At 69.2% G+C, this 22,912-nt stretch carries 23 protein-coding genes; 13 read left to right on the top strand and 10 right to left on the bottom strand.

Translation table 11 applies throughout. The features are described 5' to 3' along the window. Positions 1-274: 274 nt before the first annotated feature. Positions 275-2,512: a TonB-dependent receptor domain-containing protein gene (locus ACQY68_RS12990; RefSeq protein WP_428149869.1), complete on the top strand. Its 2,238-nt coding sequence runs from the start codon at positions 275-277 to the stop codon at positions 2,510-2,512. 199 nt (positions 2,513-2,711) lie between these two features. After that, positions 2,712-4,109, top strand: a complete 1,398-nt coding sequence (locus tag ACQY68_RS12995) for a glycoside hydrolase family 47 protein (protein WP_428149871.1) — start codon at positions 2,712-2,714, stop codon at positions 4,107-4,109. A 269-nt stretch (positions 4,110-4,378) separates the two neighbouring features. Here the strand turns inward: ACQY68_RS12995 and ACQY68_RS13000 are convergent, their stop codons facing one another. From ACQY68_RS13000 to ACQY68_RS13010, 3 genes are all read right to left on the bottom strand, one after another. Then, on the bottom strand, positions 4,379-4,684 hold the full coding sequence (locus ACQY68_RS13000; RefSeq protein WP_428149872.1) for a helix-turn-helix domain-containing protein: 306 nt from the start codon (positions 4,682-4,684) through the stop codon (positions 4,379-4,381). Further along, entirely contained in the window at positions 4,681-5,010 is a 330-nt protein-coding gene (locus ACQY68_RS13005; RefSeq protein ID WP_428149873.1) for a type II toxin-antitoxin system RelE/ParE family toxin, read from the bottom strand. Before ACQY68_RS13005 ends, ACQY68_RS13000 begins: the two co-directional genes overlap by 4 nt. Before the next feature lie 67 nt (positions 5,011-5,077). Continuing rightward, positions 5,078-7,393: a GH92 family glycosyl hydrolase gene (locus tag ACQY68_RS13010; RefSeq protein WP_428149875.1), complete on the bottom strand. Its 2,316-nt coding sequence runs from the start codon at positions 7,391-7,393 to the stop codon at positions 5,078-5,080. A gap of 128 nt (positions 7,394-7,521) precedes the next feature. Here ACQY68_RS13010 and ACQY68_RS13015 point away from each other — a divergent pair, with 128 nt between their 5' ends. The 7 genes from ACQY68_RS13015 to ACQY68_RS13045 all read left to right on the top strand — a co-directional run bounded on the left by ACQY68_RS13015 (position 7,522) and on the right by ACQY68_RS13045 (position 12,765). Continuing rightward, positions 7,522-8,187 (top strand): PepSY-associated TM helix domain-containing protein, encoded by a 666-nt coding sequence (locus tag ACQY68_RS13015; protein ID WP_428149876.1) that lies wholly within the window; start codon positions 7,522-7,524, stop codon positions 8,185-8,187. A 13-nt stretch (positions 8,188-8,200) separates the two neighbouring features. Beyond that, positions 8,201-8,731, top strand: a complete 531-nt coding sequence (locus ACQY68_RS13020; protein ID WP_428149878.1) for a DUF2271 domain-containing protein — start codon at positions 8,201-8,203, stop codon at positions 8,729-8,731. A gap of 11 nt (positions 8,732-8,742) precedes the next feature. Next, entirely contained in the window at positions 8,743-9,579 is an 837-nt protein-coding gene (locus ACQY68_RS13025; RefSeq protein WP_428149879.1) for a DUF4198 domain-containing protein, read from the top strand. Between the two features lie 146 nt (positions 9,580-9,725). Continuing rightward, positions 9,726-10,652 carry an FAD:protein FMN transferase gene (locus ACQY68_RS13030; RefSeq protein ID WP_428149881.1) on the top strand — a complete coding sequence of 309 codons (927 nt, stop codon included), beginning with the start codon at positions 9,726-9,728 and terminating at the stop codon, positions 10,650-10,652. Further along, positions 10,649-11,989, top strand: coding sequence for a sulfite reductase subunit alpha (locus ACQY68_RS13035; RefSeq protein WP_428149883.1), 1,341 nt, complete (start codon positions 10,649-10,651; stop codon positions 11,987-11,989). Before ACQY68_RS13030 ends, ACQY68_RS13035 begins: the two co-directional genes overlap by 4 nt. A 51-nt stretch (positions 11,990-12,040) precedes the next feature. Further along, a complete protein-coding gene (locus ACQY68_RS13040; protein WP_428149885.1) occupies positions 12,041-12,505 on the top strand; it encodes a hypothetical protein in 465 nt (154 codons plus the stop codon). Next, positions 12,502-12,765 carry a hypothetical protein gene (locus tag ACQY68_RS13045; protein ID WP_428149886.1) on the top strand — a complete coding sequence of 88 codons (264 nt, stop codon included), beginning with the start codon at positions 12,502-12,504 and terminating at the stop codon, positions 12,763-12,765. Before ACQY68_RS13040 ends, ACQY68_RS13045 begins: the two co-directional genes overlap by 4 nt. Here the strand turns inward: ACQY68_RS13045 and ACQY68_RS13050 are convergent. Together ACQY68_RS13050 and mntR are read right to left on the bottom strand one after the other, a co-directional pair. Beyond that, complete coding sequence (locus ACQY68_RS13050) at positions 12,758-14,152, bottom strand: Nramp family divalent metal transporter (protein WP_428149888.1); 1,395 nt, start codon at positions 14,150-14,152, stop codon at positions 12,758-12,760. The genes ACQY68_RS13045 and ACQY68_RS13050 overlap by 8 nt on opposite strands. Before the next feature lie 68 nt (positions 14,153-14,220). Next, a complete protein-coding gene (gene mntR, locus ACQY68_RS13055) occupies positions 14,221-14,655 on the bottom strand; it encodes a manganese-binding transcriptional regulator MntR (RefSeq protein ID WP_428149890.1) in 435 nt (144 codons plus the stop codon). Positions 14,656-14,776: 121 nt separating this feature from the next. Between mntR and ACQY68_RS13060 the strand changes: the two genes are divergently transcribed. After that, positions 14,777-15,484 (top strand): hypothetical protein, encoded by a 708-nt coding sequence (locus tag ACQY68_RS13060; protein ID WP_428149892.1) that lies wholly within the window; start codon positions 14,777-14,779, stop codon positions 15,482-15,484. Here the strand turns inward: ACQY68_RS13060 and gspD are convergent. From gspD to gspG, 5 genes are read right to left on the bottom strand one after another with little or no spacing between them, the layout of a single operon-like run. Further along, positions 15,481-17,526, bottom strand: coding sequence for a type II secretion system secretin GspD (gene gspD, locus ACQY68_RS13065; protein WP_428149893.1), 2,046 nt, complete (start codon positions 17,524-17,526; stop codon positions 15,481-15,483). The two genes, ACQY68_RS13060 and gspD, sit on opposite strands and share 4 nt — an antisense overlap. 9 nt (positions 17,527-17,535) lie before the next feature. Continuing rightward, positions 17,536-18,429, bottom strand: a complete 894-nt coding sequence (locus tag ACQY68_RS13070) for a type II secretion system protein N (RefSeq protein WP_428149894.1) — start codon at positions 18,427-18,429, stop codon at positions 17,536-17,538. Then, a complete protein-coding gene (gene gspI, locus ACQY68_RS13075) occupies positions 18,426-18,785 on the bottom strand; it encodes a type II secretion system minor pseudopilin GspI (protein ID WP_428149895.1) in 360 nt (119 codons plus the stop codon). The genes ACQY68_RS13070 and gspI overlap by 4 nt, the downstream gene beginning before the upstream one ends. After that, complete coding sequence (locus tag ACQY68_RS13080) at positions 18,782-19,240, bottom strand: GspH/FimT family pseudopilin (RefSeq protein WP_428149897.1); 459 nt, start codon at positions 19,238-19,240, stop codon at positions 18,782-18,784. Before ACQY68_RS13080 ends, gspI begins: the two co-directional genes overlap by 4 nt. Before the next feature lie 23 nt (positions 19,241-19,263). Further along, entirely contained in the window at positions 19,264-19,728 is a 465-nt protein-coding gene (gene gspG / locus ACQY68_RS13085; RefSeq protein WP_428149899.1) for a type II secretion system major pseudopilin GspG, read from the bottom strand. Between the two features lie 101 nt (positions 19,729-19,829). On the opposite strand from gspG, the gene gspL reads away from it, so the two are divergent. From gspL to gspE, 3 genes are read left to right on the top strand one after another with little or no spacing between them, the layout of a single operon-like run. Further along, positions 19,830-20,963, top strand: coding sequence for a type II secretion system protein GspL (gspL, locus tag ACQY68_RS13090; RefSeq protein WP_428149900.1), 1,134 nt, complete (start codon positions 19,830-19,832; stop codon positions 20,961-20,963). Continuing rightward, the gene (gene gspM, locus ACQY68_RS13095; protein ID WP_428149902.1) at positions 20,960-21,430 is read left to right on the top strand and encodes a type II secretion system protein GspM; all 471 of its coding nucleotides are present in this window, start codon (positions 20,960-20,962) and stop codon (positions 21,428-21,430) included. The genes gspL and gspM overlap by 4 nt, the downstream gene beginning before the upstream one ends. Continuing rightward, positions 21,427-22,911 (top strand): type II secretion system ATPase GspE, encoded by a 1,485-nt coding sequence (gspE, locus tag ACQY68_RS13100; protein ID WP_428149904.1) that lies wholly within the window; start codon positions 21,427-21,429, stop codon positions 22,909-22,911. Before gspM ends, gspE begins: the two co-directional genes overlap by 4 nt. Position 22,912 lies beyond the last annotated feature (1 nt).

Below are 22,912 nucleotides of genomic sequence, written 5' to 3' on the forward strand. Positions count from 1 at the left end.
CAATAGAGTTACGCAGAGGAAGGCAAACCCCATGCGGTCGATCCGCATTTTTGCACGAGCTCAGGCGCGGACATCACGTCCAAGGACATGAAATCGATGTAACTGTCGATTACCCGAAACGGCTGTTAGGCACGATCCAACTGGCTCGCCCGCCCGCCTGACCGTTGCCTGAGGTGCATTTCAGCAGGACCTCAGGATTCGCTCATGCCGCTCACCGTCGAAATGACCGAGCGCTGCGGAGCGATGCCCACAACGGGTCGACGGGGTTCTGGTCTTGACGTCTTTGAAGTTGCTTCTGCTGGCCGCCACGGCTCTCGCCGCTCCGGCCGCGCCGGCTCTGGCCCAGACCGCGACGCCGGCCCCCGCGACGGCTCAGAACCGGCCCGCGGACACGCAGGAAACGCCCGAGGACGAGGCCACCACCGTCGACGAGGTCACCGTGACCGCGAGAGCCACAGACGTGCGCGCCTCCATCGACTCGGTCAGCTACAGCCTCGCCGACGATCTGCAGGCCACGACCGGCAGTCTGGCCGATGCGCTCCGGAACGTGCCGTCGGTCGATGTCGATCCCCAAGGCAACGTCTCCCTGCGCGGCGACGGCAATGTCACCATCCTGGTCGACGGCCGCCCGTCGGGCGTCCTCTCGGGCGAAGGCCGCGCCCAGGCCCTGCAGCAGATGCAGGCCGGCCAGTACGCCCGCATCGAGGTGATGACCAATCCGTCGGCAGCCTACAGCCCCGAGGGCTCCGGCGGCGTCATCAACCTGATCACCAGGCCCAACCAGCCGCGCCCGGGCACGGTCTCCACGGGATCGTTGAGCGCCAACGTCGGCGACGACGGGCGATGGAACCTCGGCTTCAGCGGCTCGCGCACGTCGGGGGCGTTGACGCTCTCGGGCAATCTCGGCGTGCGGCACGACACCGGCGAGCAGGTCATCCGGCGCGAGCGTGAGCGTCTGGACACGGCGTCGGGCCGCTTCCTGCCCAGCACCCAGGACCAGAACGTCGATTTCGCCTCGGACGGATACTATGGCGATGTCGGGCTCGAGTATCGACTGACGGACAAGACCCAGCTGACGCTGGAAGCGCGCGGCGGCCAGTTCGACAACACGGGCGACGGCACGGAGCAGTTCGAGGCGCGCGACGTCGCGGGCGGCGTCGCGTCGTCCTATCGCCGGGACAGCGACATCGAGCAGGGCTGGAAGGGATATGGTGCGACGGTGCGCGTCCTGCACCAGTTCGATGACGCGGGCCACGAGTGGAGCAACGAGGTCCAGTTCGACCGCGGCGAGAATTCTTTGCACCAGAACAGCACGACCACGCCTGGCGTTCCGGCCGGACCGACGGCCTTCGAACGCGTCACCACCGACAGCCCGTTCACGCGTATCACCCTGAAAAGCGCCTATGTCCGGCCGATCGGCGAGATGGCCAAACTGCGTCTCGGCTATGAGCTGGAGATGCGACAACCGGAACAGGACAACGTCGTCCGTCGCGGAACGCCCACCGGCCTGCCGGTCGTGGTCCCCGGTCTGACAAACCGTTTCGAGGCCGACCAGACGGTGCATGCCCTCTATGCGACCTGGGAGCGGCCGTTTGGCGAAAAGCTGTCGGCCCAGTTCGGTCTGCGGCTCGAACAGGCGGACATCGAGGTCAACTCGATCACCTCGGGCGTGCACGCCTCGCAGGACTATTTCCGCGCCTATCCGACCCTGCATCTGCAGTACCAGCTGGCCGAGACCCAGACCCTGCGCGGTAGCTACTCGCGCCGCATCCAGCGGCCCGCGCCGTTCCAGCTGAACCCCTTCGTCGCCTACGTCGATCCGCTGAACCTTCGCTCGGGCAACGCGACCCTGGAGCCGCAGGAGACCGACGCCTTCGAACTGCAGTGGCAGATGCGGGCGGGCCAGACCTTCTATCAGGCGACGGCCTATTATCGCGATACGACCAGGGCCTTCACCGAGATCGCCACCGACGTGGGCGGCGGCGTCCTGCTGACCCGGCCCGAGAACCTCGGCGCCCGGCGCGACACGGGCGTGGAGGCGGTCGCCAACGGCCGCCTGACCTCGACCCTGCGCTACAATGCCAGCATCAATGTCTATCGCTCGGAGATCGACGCATCGGGGATCCCCGGTGCGACAGACCGGTCCGACATCCTGGTCTCGGGGCGGCTGAACCTGAACTGGCAGCCCACGCCCGAAGACTTCGTCCAGCTGTCAGGCCAGTGGAACGGCGACGCCCTTCTGGCGCAGGGGACCCGCGAGAGCCGCGCCTTGGTCAACCTGGGCTATCGCCGCAAGCTGACAGAAACGGTCGCCTTCCAGCTAACCGTGCGCGACCTGTTCGACGAGGCCGGCGACGTCATTACCTATGATACCCCGACCTTCCGCGATCGCACCGACCGCACCTTCGGCGGTCGCGCCGGCTACGTTGGCCTGACCTGGACCTTCGGCTCGAGCCCTCGCCGCCCGCAGGATCCGCAGTTCGATTTCCAGGGTCCGCAGACCGGCGGGTAAACTCGCCCGTCGTCGTCCAGCTTCACGCGTGCACCCGATCATCGTGGCCCTCACGAGGGTCGTCCCAGGTTTCCTGCTGGCCAAGGAAGGCCAAGGACGTGAACAGCAAGGTCTTGCAGAAAGTTCGGCCCGGCCTCCGGCTGGCGGAACCCCGAGGCGACCGGCATTGTGCGGCCGGAGTGAATCGGAGAGTTCGGCGATGAGAACCCTGTCCCTGCACCGCCGTTCGGCGCTGACCCTGGCCGGAGGCGGTCTGCTGGCGGGACTGGCTCCCCTGCCCGCCCTCGCGCTGTCGGAAGACTGGGCCGCGCTCGGGGCCGACGTGAAGGCCGAGTTCAAATGGGCCTGGGACCACTATGTCGAGCGCGCCTGGGGCAAGGACGAGATCAACCCGGTCTCCGGCACGTCCCAGTCCTTCTTCATCGAGGGCCACGATCTGGGTCTGTCGCTGGTCGAGGCGCTGGACACCCTGTGGATCATGGAACTGGACGCCGAGTTCCAGGCCGGGGTGGACTGGGTCAAGGCGAACCTGAACTTCGACATCGACGGCTACGCCCAGGTGTTCGAGACCAATATCCGCCTGGTCGGCGGTCTGCTGTCGGCCTTCCTGGCCTGCGGCGATCCAGTGTTGCTGGAGAAGGCCGACGACCTCGGCAATCGGCTGCTGAAGGCCTTCGACGCCTCGCCGCACGGCCTGCCGTATCGGTATGTGAACCTGAAGACCGGGGCGGTGCGGGATCCGGAGACCAACCTCGCCGAGATCGGCACCTACATCACCGAGTTCGGGGTGCTGGGCGAACTGACGGGCGACGAGCGCTACTATGCGGCGGCCAAGCGGGCGATGATGCACGCCCTGAACATGCGCTCGCCGATCGGGCTGATGGCGGCCAACATCCATGCAGAGACCGGCCAATTCATCAGCCGCAACGCCTCGATCGATGTCTATGCCGACAGCTTCTACGAATATCTGTGGGACGCTTGGGAGCTGTTCGGCGATGAGGACCTGAAGGTCGCCGCGCAGGAATGCCTGCAGGCCATGATCGACCATCAGGGCAGGCGCTACGACGGCCTGTTGTGGTTCACGATGGTCGACTTCGAAACCGGCGAGGTGACGGGCACGTCCCAGACCGTGCTGGGCGCCTATCTGGCCGGGCTGCTGGGTCAGGCCGGGTTCAAGACCGAGGGCGACGACTTTCTCAAGACCTACACGACGATGCAGGAGCGGTACCTGATCGTGCCGGAGTCGACCGACGTCACCACCGCCCTGCCCCGCACCCTGCGCACCGGCCTGAGGCCCGAGGTCGCCGACGCCTGTCTGAACCTGTGGCAGCACGACCGCGACGACCGCTACCGCGCCATCGCCGCGACCCACTATCGCAACATGAAGGCGAGCTCGAAGGCGGCTTATGGCTACACGGCCCTGACCGACATCTCGACCCGGCCGATGACCCAGGGCGACAACTGCCCCGGCTACTGGTGGTCCGAGCAGATGAAGTACTACTTCATCCTGTTCGCCGCGCCGAAGCGGATCGACATCGACCGGCTGGTGCTGAGCACGGAAGCCAATGTGCTGCGGGGTTTCGTCCGTCAGTCATGACGGAAGCAACGTGACGAAACGTGACGAAACGGACGAAATCCGCTGTTCGCTCTCTCCGCGAACCGGGACCGCACACTATAGGGCGCCGCGATACCAAGGCGCGTTCGGGGTAACGCGCGGCCCGCCAGCACTGACCAGATCAGGTTTCCGGCGCCTGATATAAAAATTCGTGCGACGAACTTAGCCGAAAGTGAAGGCGAAGACCTGGGCGCCGGGCCGAAGAGCTCGGTTTCGAACAGATGCTCGCCTGCGCCGTCGAACCGGTGAAGCTAGGCCGCGTCCAGAGCGCGCTCAACGGCTCCCGGGTCTTTTTCGATGACGGCGAGCAGGACACGGGCCGCAGGGTCGGGCTTGCGCCGGTCCTGTTCCCAACCCTCGACCGTTCTCGCCGGAATGCCGAACCTGGCCTCGAACTCCTTGGGGCTTCTGGCGACGGATTTCCGGATCGCCTTGATCCGCTCGGGCGACATCGGATCGACATGCCGCGACGCCAAAGCGATCTCGCCCTTGCGATGGGCGATCGCCTCGCGAAGCCCGGCCTCGATATCCAGCCCCACCGACGTCCGCTTGGTCATTTGAGCAACTCCTTGATCAGGGTCTTGAACAGCTTCAGCTCACCGGCCGTGAGGTCATCCTTGTCCACCTTGGGATAGGCGGTCAGAAGATAAGCCTGATCCTCGCCGACCAGCACATAGTAGATCGTCCGACCGCCGCCGCTCTTTCCCGCCGCGCCGTAGGCGAAGCGGATTTTGCGAAGACCGCCGGACCCCTTGATGACGTCGCCCGCCTCAGGGTTGGCTGCGATCATCGGCTCGATGGCGTCGAGATCGGCCTTCGACGCGCCGAGCTTGGTCAGCCGCTTCAGGCCCTTCTCGTAGCTCTTCGTCCGAAAGAAATCCACGAAAGACTATACGCCTTTGGCGTATATGAAGCAAGGCTCGAGATACGTCATCGACGTACACTCCCTCCTATTCGGCGCTCATCGAATACGGCCGCGCCGCCTGGCCCACGCCCCAGGTCCGGTTTGGCCGCGCGCCCATCACGAAATGCAGTTCGCCGCCGGCGGTGATCTCGTCGTGCCCGATCCACGTCCGGTCGAGCGGACGGCCGTTGAGGGTCACCGACTGGATGTAGCGGTTGGCGTCCGTAAGTCCGGCTGTCGAGATCACGAACCGGCGACCGTTCGGCAGGTTCAGCGTCGTGCGATCCGTGAACGGGCGGCCAATGACATACTGACCCGAGCCCGGCGTCACCGGATAGAAGCCCATGGCCGTGAACATCAGCCAGGCCGACATCTGGCCCACGTCGTCGTTGCCGGCCAGGCCATCGGGGCGCGAGTGGTACTGGCTCTCGACGATCTGCTTCAGCCGCTCCTGCGTCCGCCACGGCTGGCCCGCATAGACATAGGCGTAGGCAGAGTGGTGGCTGGGCTCGTTGCCGTGGATGTACTGGCCGATCAGGCCGGCGATGTCCTCGGCGTGGGAGTAGTCGAGGCCCGAGTTGTCATAGTCGAACATCGCGTCCAGCTTCGCCACCGTCGCCGCGTCGCCGCCCATGACGTCGACCAGGGCGGCCATGTCCTGGGGCACGAACCACGAATACTGCCAGGCGTTGCCCTCGGTGTAGTCGGAGCCGTAGTTGATCGCGACCGGATCGAACGGCTCCCGGAAGGAGCCGTCGGCCAGACGGGCGCGGACGAAGCGGGTCTCCTGGTCCCAGGTGTTCCGCCAGAAGCCGGCGCGGCGGTCGAACTCGGTCGCGACGTCGGTGCGGCCCAGACGCTCGGCCATGCGGGCGATGGTCCAGTCGTCATAGGCGTACTCGACCGTCTTGGAGGCGGCCTCCGGCTCGCGGTCGATGGGGACGTAGCCGAGGTCGATGTAGTCGCCGAGGCCGCCGTAAGGGCGGTAGGTGGCCGAGGCGACCATGGCGTTCAGGGCCGCCTCTCCGTCGATGCCGGGAATGCCCTTGAGCCAGGCGTCCGCGATGACCGGAACCGCGTGATAGCCGATCATCGTCCAGGTCTCCTGACCGTGGAACGACCAGACCGGCAGGATGCCGTAGGGGCTGACCTGTTGCGCCGCGATCAGCGAGTTGACGATGTCGGCGTTGCGCCCGGCCGGGGCCAGCAGGGTCAACAGCGGATGCTCGGCCCGGAAGGTGTCCCACAGGCTGAAGGTCGAGTGGACCGTGAAGTCCGCCTGATGGACCGCATTGTCCGGACCGCGCCAGCGGCCGTCGACGTCGGAGTGGACCGAGGGCGCGATCAGGGCGTGATAGAGGGCGGTATAGAGGGTGGTGCGCATCTCCGGCTCGGCCTCGATGTCGACGGCGCCGAGGGCCTCGTTCCAGGCGGCGCGGGTGGCCGCGCGCCGGGCGTCGAAGTCGAAGCCCTCGCCTTCCGATTCCAGGTTGGCGATGGCGCCGGCCTCGTCGACCGAGGAGATGGCGACCTTGACCAGAAGCGGGCCGGTCAGCGTGCCGAACTCGAAGGCGGCCTCCAGCGCCCGGCCCTGGACCTGTTGCCGGTCGTCGAGCGCCCGGCCCGGCTGGCGGAAGCCGTTGTAGGGAACGTCGGTCTCGCGGTTCTGGATCTCGTGGCCGACCATGGGCGCCGAGAAGCGCATGGCGAAATAGAGCTGACGCCCCGGGGCCCAGCCGCGCAGTTCGCGGAAGCCGGTGACCGTGCCGTCCGGATGGACCCGGATGCGCGACCACAGGACCTTGCCGGGATAGTCGTAGATGGAGTTGCGCAGATCGAGCAGCACCCGCGCTCGCGACCCTTCCGCGAAGGTGTAGCGGTGCAGGCCGGTGCGCACGCCGGCGGTCAGTTCGGCGCGGACGTTCGTGTCGGTCAGCTGGACCGAATAGTAGCCCGGTTCGGCGGTCTCGGAGCTCTTGTCGTAGCGCGAGCGGTATCCCGATCCCGGGGTGGCGACGTCGCCCACGTCCCAGCGGATGGTCTCGCCGGTCTGGGGCGTGATCAGGACGTCGCCCAGATCCGAGTGGCCCGTGCCCGAGAAATGGGTGTGCGAGAACCCCATGATGGTCGGGTCGTCGGTGCGATAGCCCGAGGCCCAGTCATAGGACTGGCGGAAGTAGCGATAGTCGGTGTCGGGGCTCAGCTGCACCATGCCGAACGGGGCGACCGGCCCCGGGAAGGTATGACCCTTGCCCGCCGTGCCGATGAAGACATCCACCGCCTCGACCGGATCGGAGGACTGCGCCCATCCGGGTCCCGCCAGACACATCGCCATCGCCGCCGCCAGACCGATACGCCGCATCAGGATGCTCCTCGTCGCCACTTCGGGGACCCTATCAGCCGGGATTCGCCCTGTCGCCAAAGCGGTGCGGCGACGGAACACAGGTTTCGCCACTTGCAAATCATTCTCAACCTTGGCACAGGCCGTGCGTGACCGACGCCGCTGCAAAACCTGTCGCCAAGGCTGCGCCCAGCGCGCGCTCGATGAACGGCGCCCGAGCCTTCTGGCTGAAAGAACTGCACCGCTGGCACTGGATCTCGGCGGGGCTGTCGCTGGCCGGGATGCTGCTGTTCGCCGTCACCGGCATCACCCTGAACCACGCGGCCCAGATTCCGGCTGAGCCGGTGACGGTCGAGACCACGGCGACCCTGCCCGCACCCCTGCTGGAACGGCTGTCCGACTTCCCCGACGAGACCACCGATCCGGTCCCCGACGCCATCGCCCGCTGGGTGTCATCCGAGCTGGACGTCTCCGTCGCCGGCAAGCCGACCGAGACGGCCCCCGACGAGATCTATGTCGCGCTGAAGGGGCCCGGCTCCGACGGCTGGGTCACCATCGACCGCGCCACGGGCGAGGCGCTCAAGGAGACCACGACGCGCGGCTGGGTCGCCTACGTCAACGACCTGCACAAGGGTCGGGATACCGGCGTCGTCTGGTACTGGTTCATCGACGTCTTCGCCGTGGCCTGCATCGTCTTCACGATCACCGGTCTGACCCTGCTGTGGCTGCACGCCCGGACCCGCGCCTCGACCTGGCCCCTGGTCGGACTGGGCATCGCGATCCCGGTCATCATCGCCCTCATCTTCATCCACTGACGAGTTCTCCCCCATGTCGTCGCGTACCCTGCCCCTGATCCTCGCCGCCGGCGCCGCCTCGCTCGCCGCCCCGGCCGTGGCCGCCGACCTGACCGTGACGCTGGAGGTGCCGACCGTCGCCACCGCCGCCTATCACCGCCCCTACGTCGCGGTGTGGATCGAGCAGCAGGACCCGGCCCAGACGGCCGTCCGCACCATCGCCCTGTGGTATGAGGCCGGCGACACCGGTCGCGGCGAAGGCACGGGCGAGCAATACCTCAAGGACATCCGCACCTGGTGGCGCAAGGGCGGTCGGGCCATGGCCCTGCCCATCGACGGCATCACCGGCCCGACCCGTGCGCCGGGCCGCCAGACAGTGACCGTCTCCGGCGCCCGCCTCGCCAGCCTGCCGCGCGGCTCCTACAACATCGTCGTCGAGGCGGCCCGCGAACAGGGCGGCCGCGAGGTCGTCCGCGTGCCCTTCACCTGGGGCGGCGCCGCCAACACCGCCTCCGCCGCCGGAACCTCCGAACTGGGCGCCGTCCGCGTCGCCGTCACCCGCTAAGGAACAGTCGCATGAAGAAGTTCATCCTCCCTGCCCTCGCCATCCTGGCCGCCGTGGCCGCGCCCATGTCCGCCAGCGCTCACCGTGGCTGGCTGATGCCGTCGCACACCGTCCTGTCCGGTGACAGCTTCTGGGTCTCGTTCGACGCCGGCGCCTCGAACGGCGTCTTCATCGCCGACCACGCCCCGCTGCGCCTGTCGCCCCAGTCGCTGAGCATCACCGCCCCCGACGGATCCGCCGGCGTCGCCGCCAATCTGATGCAGGGCGCCTATCGCACCACCTTCGACGTCGAGATCAACAAGCCCGGCACCTGGAAGATCGCCAACGCCTCCAGCGGAGTGAACGCGGCCTGGATGCTGAACGGAACGCCCGGCCGCTGGCGCGGTCCCGCGGCCGACCTGCTCGCCAACATTCCGCAAGGCGCGACGGACGTCGTCTCGGCGCCGAGCGCCAACCGTCTGGAGACCTTCGTCACCCTGGGCGAGCCGACCACGAGCGTCTTCCTGCCGACCGGCGTCGGCATCGAAATGGTTCCGGTCACCCACCCGAACGACCTGGTCGCAGGCGAGGCGGGGACCTTCCAATTCCTGCGCGAGGGTCGCCCCTACGCCAACGCCGACGTCATCGTGGCGCGCGGCGGCCTGCAGTACCGCGACAATCCGGAAGAGCAGACGCTCAAGACCGACGCCGACGGCAAGGTGACGATCACTTGGCCGGAAGCCGGGATGTACTGGGTCAACACCAGCTGGCGCGACCCGTCGGCCCCGGCGCCGACCGGCGGCGAAGGTCGCGGCGGCCCGCCCGTCGCCTCGGCCCAGTACACCGCCGTCCTGCAGGTCCTGCCCTGACCCTCGGCGGATCGCGCGGCGCGCCGCCGCCGCTCGATCTCCGCCAGGCGGACGAGCGGGCGGCGACCCGCGTCCTGATCCCGCCGACGGATGCGCCGCCGTCCCGGCCGCCGGGCGGTGAGGTCCTGCGCCTCAAGGGGCAGACCATGGGCACGACCTGGTCGGTCGGCGCCGTCGTCCCGCCCGGCGTCGACGAGGCTGCCGTGTCCGCCGCCATCGAGGTCGAACTGGCCGGTGTCATCGCCGTCTTCAGCCCGTGGGACCGATCCAGCGAGATCTCCCGTTTCAACGCCGCGCCCGCCGGTGTTTGGGCTCTGTCCCAAGCCTTCTGGACCGTCCTCGACGCCTCGATGAACCTCGCCGACGACACCGACGGCGCGGTCGATCCGACGCTCGGCGCGCTTGTCGATCTGTGGGGTTTCGGCCCGCCGGGTCCGCGGATCGGCTCTCCCGTTCCGTCCGACGAGGAGATCGCCGAGGCCCTGACCGTCAGTGGTTGGCAGAAACTGCGCCTGAACCGCGACGCACGCGGGGCCATGCAGCCCGGCGGGATGAAGCTCGACTTCTCCGGCATCGCCAAGGGCCACGCCGTGGACCGCGTCTCCGCGGCCCTGACCCGTCTCGGCGCGACCTCGCATCTGGTCGAGATCGGCGGCGAGATGCGGGGCGCCGGCGTGAAGCCCGACGGCCAGCCGTGGTGGATCGGGCTGGAGGAGCCTCCGGGCGCCCCCTCCTCCCGCACCGTCGCCGCCCTCGTGGACATCGCGGTCGCCACCTCCGGCGACTGGCGGCGCGCCTTCGAGCACGATGGCCGCGTCTATCCGCATACGATCGACGGCAAGACCGGCCGGCCGATCGACAACGGCGTGACCTCGGTCACCGTGTTTCACGCCAGCGCCATGATCGCCGACGCCTGGGCGACCGTCCTGACCGTGATCGGTCCCGAGGAGGGTCCCGGCCTCGCCGAAGCCTACGGCCTCGCCGCCCAGATGGTGGTGCGCACGGCCGATGGCGTCGTCGAACACCTGACCCCCGCCTTCGTCGCCATGATGGACGAGGACGAAACCGCGTGATCGACGACCCGATCCGCTTGTTGTGGGCGGCTGCGACCGTCGTCGTCTGGCTGGTGTTCACGGCCTGGACGATCTGGCGGTTCCGCAAGAAGGCCACCCCGGCCGCCGAGCGCGGTGCGACCCTGATCGCTGTCGCCAGCCAGACCGGCTTCGGCGACGAACTGGCCGAGATGACCGCCAGGGCCTTCACCGACACCGGCCACTCCGTCCAGGTGAAGTCCTTCGCCGACATCGAGCTCGCTGACCTGACCACGGCGGTCCGCGTCCTGTTCATCGCCTCGACCACTGGCGAGGGGGACGCTCCCGACAGCGCCTCCGGCTTCGTCCGCAAGGTCATGAAGGGCCAAGCTGATCTGACCGGCGTCAGCTTCGGCATGCTGTCGCTCGGCGACCGGACCTATGCAGAGTACTGCGGGTTCGGCCGGGCGCTCGACGGCTGGCTGCGGTCCGCGGGCGCGCAGGCCCTGTTCGACCCGGTCGAGGTCGACAACGGCGACGCCGCCGCCATCCGCCACTGGCAGGGCGAGCTCAGCCGCCTGACCGGCAGCGTCGCCGCCCCCGACTGGGCCCCGCCCGCCTACGCCGACTGGCGTCTGGTCGAGCGGCGCCTGCTCAATCCCGGCAGTCCCGGCGAAGGGGCATGGCATCTGGCCTTCGAACCTGTCGACGGCGTCCTGCAATGGGTCGCAGGCGACATCGCCGAGGTCGGCGTGCCCTCCCCCGACGGCGGTCTGGCCCACAGAGAATACTCCGTGGCCTCCCTGCCCGCGGACGGCCGCGCCGAATTCCTGATCCGCCTGATGCGACGCCCCGACGGAGCGCCCGGCCTCGCCTCCGGCTGGCTGACGGAGACGCTGAAGGTCGGGGAGATCGCGCCGATGCGGATTCGCGCCAACCGCGCCTTCCATGGTCCGGACGCCGCGACGCCGATGATCCTGATCGGCAACGGCACGGGCATCGCCGGGCTTCGATCGCACCTCAAGGCGCGGGCGGCCTCCGGAGCGACCGGCGGCGCATGGCTGATGTTCGGCGAGCGCACGGCCGCCCATGACAGCTTCCATGACGCCGAGCTGCAGACCTGGCTGGCCGACGGGACCCTGACCCGCCTCGACCGCGCCTTCTCACGCGACCCCGGCGACGGTCGCTACGTCCAGGCCGTGATCGAGGCCGAGGCCCGGACCCTCCGCGACTGGACCGCGCGCGGCGCGGCGATCTATGTCTGCGGCAGCCTCGAAGGCATGGCCGGCGGGGTGAACGCGGCGCTGGAAGCCGTCCTCGGCGTCGAGGCCCTGCGGGATCTGGTCGAGACCGGCCGCTACCGCCGCGACGTCTACTAGGCGCTGACGCCGACGCCGGTGTAGCCTCCCCTCGGGAACGGGGAGCTGACGATGACGAACTTCAAGGCGGCGACGCGCGGGTGGCTGCTGACGCCGGTCATGCTGATTATGGCCGCGCTGACGTTGGGCCTCGCGGGCTGCGGCACGGTCGCCGCGCCCACGACCTATGCGACGCCCGCCCCGGCCGTGCTCGTCGAGGCCTGGGCCGGACCGGTCGAGGAGGTTCGCACCGACCGGGTCATGACCTTCTACCGGGCCTATGGCGGCGGCGCGAACCGGCTGGGCGCCTGGCTGTCTCCCGTCCAGCCGACATCGTCGCAGGGCGTGCGCGAGGCCATGGCCCTGCCCCCCGCCAACACGGCCGAGTTCTATTCCGTCGTCACCGTTCCCGCCGGCACCCTGATGAAGGTCGGTATCGCGGCTCCCGCCTTCGACCAGCCCGGGGGCGGCCGACAGATTCAGTTGCTCGAGTTGATCCCGGCCGAAAGCTTCTCCGACCCGATCCCTCTGCCATGACACAGATCGAACTGGCCGACGGCGACCGCCTTATCCTGCATGGCCTGTCCGCGCCCGAGAGCGAGCGCGGCGCCATCGTTCGGCTGCATGCGACCGGGCGCCGTCGCTGGATCGCCCATCCGCCGAAGGGCGAGGGTCAGGACGCATTTGTCGCCATGCGGCTGAAGGACAGGGTTCTGCTCGCCGACAGTTTTCAGGGTCTGAGCTTCCGCATCGACCTCGCCACCGGCGCGGTCCGGGCGAGCGCCTTCCTCAAATAGCGGGCGCGCGGTAGCCGAACCGGACCCAGGCCGCGAAGCCGATCATCACCGCCGCCAGCAGGCCAAGCCAGATCGGCCCGATCACGCTCCACAGCAGATAGACGTTCAGCGAGGCGATCACCGCGCAGATCGAGTAGCCGATCACCTTTACGATCCGACCGTTGGCGAACTCCCCCATCTTCGCCTTGTCGGATGTCAGCATCATCAGCGGGAAGATGGCGAACGGCAGCTGCATCGACAGCACCACCTGGCTGACGACCAGCAGCTGGACCGTATCCCGCCCGCCCGTCGCCGAGACGATCATCAGGGCCGGGACGATGGCGATGCACCGTGTGATCAGCCGCCGGATCCACGGCTTGATACGGATCTTGAGAAATCCCTCCATGACGATCTGACCGGCCAGAGTCCCCGTGATCGTCGAGGACTGACCCGAGCACAGCAGGGCCACGGCGAAGGCCGTCGCCGCCGCGCCGCCCAGCGCGGGCTTCAGCAGTTCGTGCGCCTGACGAAGGTCATCGACGACAATCCCGGCCTTGAAAAAGACCGCCGCCGCCAGCACCAGGATGGCCGCATTGACGAAGAAGGCCGCGCCGAGAGCGACGATGGTGTCGACCGTGTTGTGGCCGATGGCCGACTTCAGGTCGGCGATCCCGCGCCCATGCGCGCGCGTTTGCACGATCGAGGAATGCAGATAGAGATTATGCGGCATCACCGTCGCACCGAGGATGCCCAGCGAAATCAGCAACGCGCCTCCGCCCGGAAGGCTCGGCACGAGGGCGCCGTGCGCCGCGGCCGCCCAGTCGGGCTGGGCCAGAAAGATCGACCAGGCGAAACAGACGCCGATGGTCGTGACCAGGGCGATGACGATGGCCTCCAGCCAGCGGAATCCCACGTTGACCAGCATCAACAGGATCAAGACGTCGAACCCGGTGATCAGCACGCCCCACACCAGAGGGATGCCGAACAGCAGGTTTAACGCCACCGCCGCCCCGACCAGCTCGGCGAGGTCGCAGGCGATGATGGCGATCTCGCACAGCAGCCAGAGCGCGACCGACGTGGGCTTCGAATAGGAGTCCCTGCACGCCTGGGCGAGGTCCTGTCCCCTGACCAGCCCCAGCCGCGCGCACAGCACCTGCAGGAAGATGGCCATCAGGTTGGACGCGAGGATGACCCACAACAGGGCGTATCCGAACTGGCTGCCGCCCGCGAGGTCGGTGCCCCAGTTGCCGGGATCCATATAGCCGACCGCGACCAGGAAGCCGGGGCCGGAGAAGGCCAGCATCCGCCGCCACCACGGCCGCGCCACGCTCCCCTGCGTCCAGACCGGAATGGTCCGGTGCGCTTCCGGCAGGGAGCGGGTGTGGTCTGGATCGGTGGGGGCGGTCATCGCGGGTCCGGGAATTCAGCCAAGGCTGAATCCTTATACGCGACAAATCGTCTCCGGATGCGCGGAAATCAGCCGCCCTTGCGAAGCCGCTTCGTCATCTCTTCGAACAGGGCGAGGGTCTCGGGGCTGACGTGATGTTCGATGCCCTCCGCGTCGGCCTCGGCGGTCTCTCCCGTCACGCCCAGCGCGATGAGGAACTCGTGCACGATCCGGTGCCGCTCGCGCGACGCCGCCGCCATCGTCTCACCCGCCGGGGTCAGGGCGATGGAGCGATAGGGCTTGGTCTCGACCAGTCCGTCGCGCTGCAGACGCTGCAAGGCCTTGGCCGCCGTCGCGGGCGCCACGCCGAGGCAATCGGCGAGATCCGTCAGCCGCGCCGAGCCGGTCTCCGCGATCAGGTCGCCGACCAGTTCGACATAGTCCTCCGCCACCTCGCTGGAGCGGGCGTCGCGCATTCGGCGGAAGGCGGCGGCGCGTCGGGCGGCGCCGGGAACCTGGACCACGTCGGTCTCCTGAATCGGGCGGTAGACCGCCGGTCGGGCGCACCCTAGCCGACACAGGCGGCGATTTCATCGTCCTGTCGTCTTAGGTCCGCATGAGGTGGGCATGGTATCGAGACTTCCGATGCGTCTGCTCCGCCCCGCCCTGCTGGCCCTGATGCTGGTCGCCGCCCCGGCCCCGACCCTGGCTCAGCCCCAGGCGCCCGCGAACACGCCGGTCCCGGCCGCCGCCGAGCCGTTGCAGTTCTATGTCTTCAGCTTCACCGACACCCCCGTCGCCGAGGCGGCCCAGGATGTGGTCGGCGGGGCCCTCGCCTATGACCTGAGCATCGACCCGGCGATCGACGGCCTCGTGACCTTCCGCGCCGACGGCTGGTATTCGTCGGACGCCCTGCTGAAGGACTTCGGCGCCGCCCTGCTGGATCAGGACATCGCCCTGATGCGCACGGGACCTGGCGCCTATGCCGTCGTCCCACGCGCCAATGTGCCGATGATGCTGGCGCGCGGCGGGGCGCTGATGACCCTGGCCGAACCGACGACCGCGCGTCCGCCGACGCCGGCCGCGGCCATCGCCGCGCCCACCGCCGTCTATGGCCGGGATCGTTGGTGGGACGGCGCCTTCACGGCCCTGCTGATCTTCTTCGGCGGAGCCCTGGCCGGGGCCGCGGCCCTGTTCGGTGGCCAGACCGTCTATCGTCGCGCCGAGGAACGGACACGGATCGCCGCCCCCCTGCTGCGCCTCACCGACCAGCGCCATCCGGTGACGCCCCCGCCCGAAACGGCCGAGGTCGATCCCGACCTCGTCATCCCCCGGTTCACCGGGAAACGCTAGAAGACCTCGTCCACCCCGGGCTGGAGCCGGGGATCGCGGGCGATCGGCTCGGGCCGCGTCGGATCGAGCCGCACCGGCTCCGAGCGTCGCAGCCGGTCGTAGGCCTCCTGCGCCTCAGCCGCGACCGAGGCGCTGTCGCGAAGGATCGTCGGCTTGAGGAAGATGAAGAGGGTCCGGCGCGTCTGGCTGTCGCGACGGGAGCGGAAGGCGGCGCCGACCAGCGGCAGACTGCCCAGACCCGGCACACGGCTGTTGGCGGTCTGGCGGTCGTCGGTGACGAGCCCGCCGAGCACGATGGTCTCGCCGTCGTCCGCCAGCGCCGACGTCTGCAGGCTGCGGCGATTGGTGATCAGGTCCGCCGCTCCGATCACGGCCGTCGGAACCAGCGACGAAATCTCCTGGCTGACCTCCAGCCGGACCACGCCGCCTTCGTGCACGCGCGGCACGACCCGCAGTGTCAGGCCCACGTCCTCGCGGCTGATGGTCGTGAAGGGGTTGGTCGAGTTGCCGTCGGTGGCGAAGCTGCCGGTCCGGAACGGCACGTTCTGGCCGACCACGATCTCGGCCGCCTCGTTGTCCAGCACCGTGATGCTGGGCGAGGACAGCAGGTTCGCGGCGTTGTTGGTGCCCACGGCCTGAAGCAGCAGGCCGAAGTCGCCCTCCGACCCGGCCGCCAGCGACAGGCCCGCGCCCAGCAGACGTCCGGCCGGATAGCCCAGGGCCGTCAATACCGTGCCCAGATCCGTGCCGGCGTTCGAGAAGCCCGTACCGCCGATCACGCCATCGGCCGGCACAGCGCCGCCGAGGCCCAGTTGCACCCCGATCTGCTCGCCCAGTTCGCCGGTGATCTCGACGATGGCCACCTCGATCTTCACCTGGGCGCGACGCAGGTCGAGCTGGCTGATCACCTCCTCCAGCATGGTCACCGTCGCGGGCGGACCGCGCATGACCACGGCGTTCAGCTCGGGCGAGGCCTGAACCGTCACCCCGTCAGCGGTGAAGCCTTCGGGTCGAGCCGCAGCCCCGGCGGGCGCCGTCGCCGCACCCTCACCCGACGACGAGATGGCGCTGGCCGCCTGGGCCGCCGTGTCGCGGTTCGAGGCGCTCAGGCTGGCCAGTCCCGTCGTGCTGCGCAGCGACCGCGCCACTGGATTGGTCGCCGCAGGTTCGCCGCCGAGCAGGCCGCGCACGATCTCCGTGATCGATTCCGCGTCGGAGTTCCGAAGGCGCACCACCCGTGTCACCGGCGTCGCCCCGCCCGGCGTATCGAGCGCCTGAACGATCGATCGGGCCTGGGCCAGATCGGCCGCGTCGCCCCGGATCAGCAGCACATTGGACCGCTCGTCGGCCGTCACGCGCGGTCCGCCTGAGTCGGAACCCAGCAGGGCGCTGACCGACGCCGCAACCTCGGTCGCCGAGGCATAGCGCAGGGCGATGCTGTCGAACGAGGTCCCGCCGCCCTGATCGAGCGTCGCGGCCAATTGCTGAACGCGGCGGATGTTCTCGGCGTAGTCGGTGACCACGACGCCGTTCGGCTCGGTGAGGGCTTCGATGGCGCCGAACGAGGATACCAGCGGACGCAGGGCGCGCACGGCCTGATCCGACGGCAGGTTCCGAAGACGCACCAGACGGGTCACAATCTGCTGGTTCGAGCTGGCCGCGCCGGTCTCCGACGCCCCGCTCTGGACCACGGTCGCCTGGGGCACGACGCGCCAGACGTTACCGCTGCGCACGGCCGCGAAGCCCGAGGTGCGCAGCACCGACAGGAAGAGCTCCCACACCCCGTTGCGGCTCAGCGGCTCGGCCGAGACGACGTTGACGACGCCCTGCACCTGCGGGTCGAGCACCAGGGTGCGGCCGGTGATGCGGCTGACCTGTTCGGCGACGTCCTTTATGTCGGCGCCGCGCATGTTGATGACGACGTCCTGCATCGCGACGGGCGCGGGAGCCACGGTCTGTGCGAACGAGGCGGACCCGACGGGGCCGACGGCGAGGCCGAGGGCCAGCACGCTGGTGGTGGTCAGGCGGAGAAACTTCGTCACGCCGGGCTCCTAGCGAAGGGGAAGGTTGACGGTCAGGCGGCGGCCTTCCCGAAGAATGACGACGCGCGCCTGTCCGGCGGACCGGGCGCGTTCGATGAGTTGCTGATCGCTGGCCGCTGTGCCGACCGCCTGGCCGTTCAGGGTCTCGATCACGTCGCCGGGCTGCAGGCCGAAACGGCGCAGTTCGGCGGACGGGTTGGGCCCGATGCGATAGCCGGCGCCCGTCGCGGTGACACCGGCCGCCCCCGCTGCTGCGGCGACATTGGGCGTCGCGCCCGTATCGGCGACGCGGGGTGCTTGCTGAGCCGCTGCGGCCGCACTGGCCACGGGCGAGGACATGGCCAGCGCCGCCGCCGCTTCCGGCGACTGCGCGGGCTGGACCGGGGTCACGGTGATGCCGGCGCCCGGCGTCGCACCGGACACGGTGGCCGGGTCGATCGCCACAGGCTCGGGGAAGTCCAGTCGCTGACGCGCGCCGCCGGACGACAGGATCACATGATCGACCTCGATGGATTCGATCACCGCGTCACCGACCGGCGTCTGGCCTACGCCATAGATAGCGGCCGGGCCGTCGCCGACCGCGATCAGGACCGTCGAGGCGCTGGGCGGATAGGCCATCAAAATACCCTTGAGCACCAAGCCCAGCGTAGAGCCGGGAAGCCCTCCCGCCGCCGTCGCACCGCCGAACGGCGCCAGCGACACGATGCGCGCCACGTCGGCGTCCGCGCCCGGCGCCGCCGCTCCGCCCAGAGGCGGCAGGCTCGCTGCCACGGCCACTTCGTCGCGCCCGTCGTTCCAGCCGGTCAGCCGCCAGGTCAGGCCCGCCAGCGCCAGCGCCAGCGATCCGACCACCACGACGCTGACGACTCTCAGCGCGATCTCGTCCCTGCGTTCGGGGGTCATGCCGCGGCCCCCCGATCGACGAAGCCGGACAGGCGCACGGCCTCTCGCCCCGAACCGGCCGGCGACACGGCGACGTCCACGGCGACCAGATCGGGATCGTCGGTGTTTCTCCGCGCGACCCGCACGTCCCAGTCGCGATCCATCATGCGAACCACGGACGCGTCCGGCGTCTGCACGGGCCCTTCGAGATTCAGTTCGACCAGCCGGTTCTCGGCCACCCACTGGGCCACAACCCGCTGTTCCAGACCACGGACGCCATCGACATGGGCCTGGGTCGCGCGCGTAAGCCCGACCGTGGCGATGGCCAGAATGAACAGGGCGACCAGCGCCTCCATCAGGGAATATCCGGCCCTCATGCCGGCGCCTCTTCGCTGACCGGCTCGGCCACGGCGTTCAGTCCGTCGAAGGTAACGCGCCAGCGCCGGTCTCCCTTGGCCAGGCCGAAGGCCGCGACCGGCTGAGCGCCGTCGGGATCGATCGACACGGGCGAAGCTACGCCCAGCCCGACCATCCGGACGCCGTCCGGCAGGGCGTGTCGTTCGGCGAGGGCGTCTACGACACCGGTCGCCTCGCCGTCGCCGCGCACGAAGCCATATCCCTCGCCATCGAAGGCCAGCGACAGCGGCCGCCGCGTCACCAGCACGTCGTCGGCGGCCAGCCTGAGCCGGTCGGCCAGACGGTTGGCCTCGGTCTCCACGCCCATGCCGCGATCGGCGGCGCCGACGCCCAGGGTGACGACGCCCGCCATCACCCCGACGATGGCCAGCACCACCAGGATCTCGACCAGCGTCATGCCGGAGCGACGCTTCATCCTCTGTCCCCCGACAGCGGCCATCAGCGCGTTCGTTCGTTCAGGTCGGCGTCCAGCTTCTCGCCGCCCTCCTTGCCGTCCTTGCCATAGGACAACAGGTCATAGGCGCCGCCCGAGCCCGGGCTGCGATAGACATAGGGCTTGCCCCACGGATCGGTCGGGACCTCGGTCAGATAGGGTTCGGCCGGATAGGCGTGCGGTTCGGGCGCCACCGTCGGGCGCGAGGCCAGCGCCTCCAGCCCCTGCTGCGTCGTCGGATAGTCGCCGTTGTCGAGACGGTACATCCGCAAGGCCGTGGCGATGGTCTTCAGGTCGGTCTTGGCCACGGTCACCCGCGCCTCGTCCGGGCGGCCGATCACGTTCGGCACGATCAGCACGGCGACGACGGCGATGATGGCCAGCACCACGATCATCTCGACCAAAGTCAGGCCCGCACGCCGCGCATCAAGACGACGGTTAAGCTTGTGACGCTTGGACAAAGTAATCATGACACTTTTTCTCGACGGCGCAGGCAGTGGCGACAGGCTTGTTTTCGCTGCTATAGACCGGGTCATCGCCTCCGACCACGCCCTTCTATTGAGTTTCGCCAATGCTCGGTCGACCCGCCCGTTCGAACCTTCCGAGCCGAGGCTTATGGCGCATCGTCGATGACAGAATCATAGCAGTCGACCGGACCTATGCCGGCCCGACAACGGTTCTGGTCCCTTCGGAAGACGTCCTGACCCTGACGGTCGATCTGCCCTTCCCGACCCGCGCCGCGCGTCTGGCCAACCTGGCCTATGCGCTGGAAGACGCCGTCGGCGAGCCGCTGTCCACCCTGCATTTCGCCCTCGGCATGGAGGTCGCCCCGCGCCGCCACGTCGCCGGGGTCGTCCGCCACGCGCGGATGTCGTCGTGGATCGCCCTGCTGGCCGAGGCCGAGCTGGAACCCGCCATCCTGCTGCCCGACGCCCTGACCCTGCCCATGCCGTCTCCGGGCGCCTGGGTCGTGAAGGCGGAGGCCGATCGCGCCCTGGTCCGCACCGACAACGGCGCCGGTTTCGCCCTGCCTCTGTCGGCAATCGATGCGGCCTGGACCGCCGCCGGCAAGCCCCGTCTCCAGACCGTCGGCGATCCCCTGCCCGAAGCCTTGGCCGACGGCGTCGAGAGCGAAGCCGCCCTGCTCGGATCGATGGGTGAGACGGTCGCCGTACTGCCGCCGCTAGACCTGCGTCAGGGCGTTTATGCCGCCACCCGCTCCGGCGCCCCGAGCGCGGCCCGCACCCTCACGCTGGTCGCCGGCATCGGCGTTCTCGCTCACATCGGCATTCTTGGGGTCGACACCTTCCTGCTGCACACCATGGCGGAGAAGAAGGAGGCGGAGGCCCGCACCCTGCTCCAGTTCGTCGCGCCCCAGATTGCGGCCGAGGACGACCTGATCGCCGCCGCCGATCGCATCCTGCCCTCGGCCGGCGGCGGCGTGCGCCCGTTCACCCGGCTGCTGGCCCAGACCTCGGGCGCCATGCCGGGCGCCGGAGCCGTGGCCTTCAACTCCGCCGTCTACGCCCCCGGATCGCTCGACCTCGGCGTGGCCGTCGCGGACGCCGCGACGCTCGACCGCGCCGTGGCTGCGTTGAACGCCTCGGGCCTGACCGCCACCGGCGCGCCCGCCGCCGTCGACGCGACCCAAGCCACCAACGGCCTCAACGCCACCATACAGATCACCCCCGGAGGCGCCGGATGAGGTCCCCCGCCCTCGACAACGCCGCCGTCTGGATGGCGTCCCGCTCGCGCCGGGAGCAGGCGATGATCGCCTTCCTCGGCGGCCTGATCATCATCGCCGTGGTCTGGCTGCTCATCCTGCGTCCCCTGCTCGACGCCCGCGCCGCGGCGATCGGCCGGATCGCCGCCTACGAACAGGTCATGGTCGACGTCCGCACCGCCGGCGGCGCCGTCTCGACCTCGACCGCCGCCCTCTCCGGCCCGCTGCAGGAGGCCATCCCGGTCCAGGCTGCGACCTTCGGCATCGTTCCGACCATCACCGGCGACGGGGATTCGGCCGAGGTCAGCGTGACCGGCGCCCGCTACGACGCCGTCATCCCCTGGCTCGCGGCGCTGGAAGCCTCCGGCGCGACCCTGTCCAGCGTCAACATCCGGCGCGGCGCCTCCGAAGGCGTCGTCGACGTAACCCTGCGCGTACTTCAGCCATGAGCCTCGAAGAACCCGTCGCCCCGACCGCCAGCCTCGCCTACGGTTTCGCCCGTCGTCGAGGCGCCATGATCCTGCGTGGCGGCGACCGTCCCGTCTGCCTGCACCGCCGCAGCGCCACCCTCGAGACCCTGCTGGAAGTCCGTCGGGTCAACGGCGCCGACATCGCCTTCGAGGCCGTGGACGACGACCGCTTCGACGCCATCCTGCGCGAACAGACCGGAGGCGAGGCGGCGCCCGCCGCCGACTACGCCGCCTCCGAGGACGACCTCGCCGCCCTGGCCGAGGACGCCGCCGCCGTCGACGACCTGCTGGACAGCCGCGACGATGCGCCGGTCGTCCGTTTGATCAACGCCCTGCTGCTCCAGGCCATCCGCGACGGCGCCTCCGACATCCATATCGAGGCCGAGGAAAAGCGGCTCGTCGTCCGCTTCCGCATCGACGGCGTCCTGCGCGAGGTGCTCCAGCCCGCCCGCGCCCTGGCCCCGCTTCTGGTCAGCCGCATCAAGGTCATGGCCCGCCTCGACATCGCCGAGAAGCGCGTCCCCCACGACGGCCGCGTGACCCTGCGCATCGGCGGCCTCGACGTCGATGTCCGCGTCTCGACCATCCCGTCCCAGCACGGCGAACGCGTCGTGCTGCGTCTGCTCGACCGGGGCTCGACCTCGCTCGACCTCGGCCAGCTGGGCATGAGCGACCGCGACCTCGAGACCTTCGAGCGGATGATCACCCGTCCGCACGGCGTCATCCTGGTCACCGGCCCGACGGGTTCGGGCAAGACGACGACCCTCTATTCGGCCCTGACGCGTCTCAACGACCGCCGTCGCAACATCATGACGGTCGAGGATCCGATCGAGTACGCGCTCGACGGCATCGGCCAGATGCAGGTCAACGCCCGCATCGACCTGACCTTCGCCCGCGGCCTGCGCGCCATCCTGCGTCAGGACCCCGACGTCATCATGGTGGGCGAAATCCGCGACCACGAGACGGCCGAGGTCGCCGTCCGCGCCTCGATGACCGGCCACCTGATGCTGTCGACCCTGCACACCAATACGGCGGTCGGCAGCGTGACCCGGTTGATCGACATGGGCGTCGAACGCTATCTGCTGGCCCCCATGCTCTCGGGCCTGATCGCCCAGCGTCTGGTCCGCCGCCTCTGTCCCCACTGCAAGTCGCCTGCCGAGGCCACCACGGCCGACAGCGAGATGACCGGCGGCGTTGTTCCGGTCGGCGCCCGCATCTTCCGCCCCGTCGGCTGCCCCGAGTGCCGCGGCGAAGGCTACAAGGGCCGGCTTGGCGTCTATGAGGTCATCGAGATCGACGGCGAGATGCAGCAGGCCATTCACGACGGCGCCGCCGAGGCCGACCTGATCCGCCTCGCCCGCCAGCGCGGTCCGGGCCTGCTGGAAGACGGCGCCGCCAAGGCCCTGACCGGCGAGACCTCCGTCCAGGAAGTCGCCCGCGTGGTCCGGGAAGACGCGTGAT

This window comes from Brevundimonas sp., from assembly GCF_965278935.1.
GTDB lineage: Bacteria > Pseudomonadota > Alphaproteobacteria > Caulobacterales > Caulobacteraceae > Brevundimonas.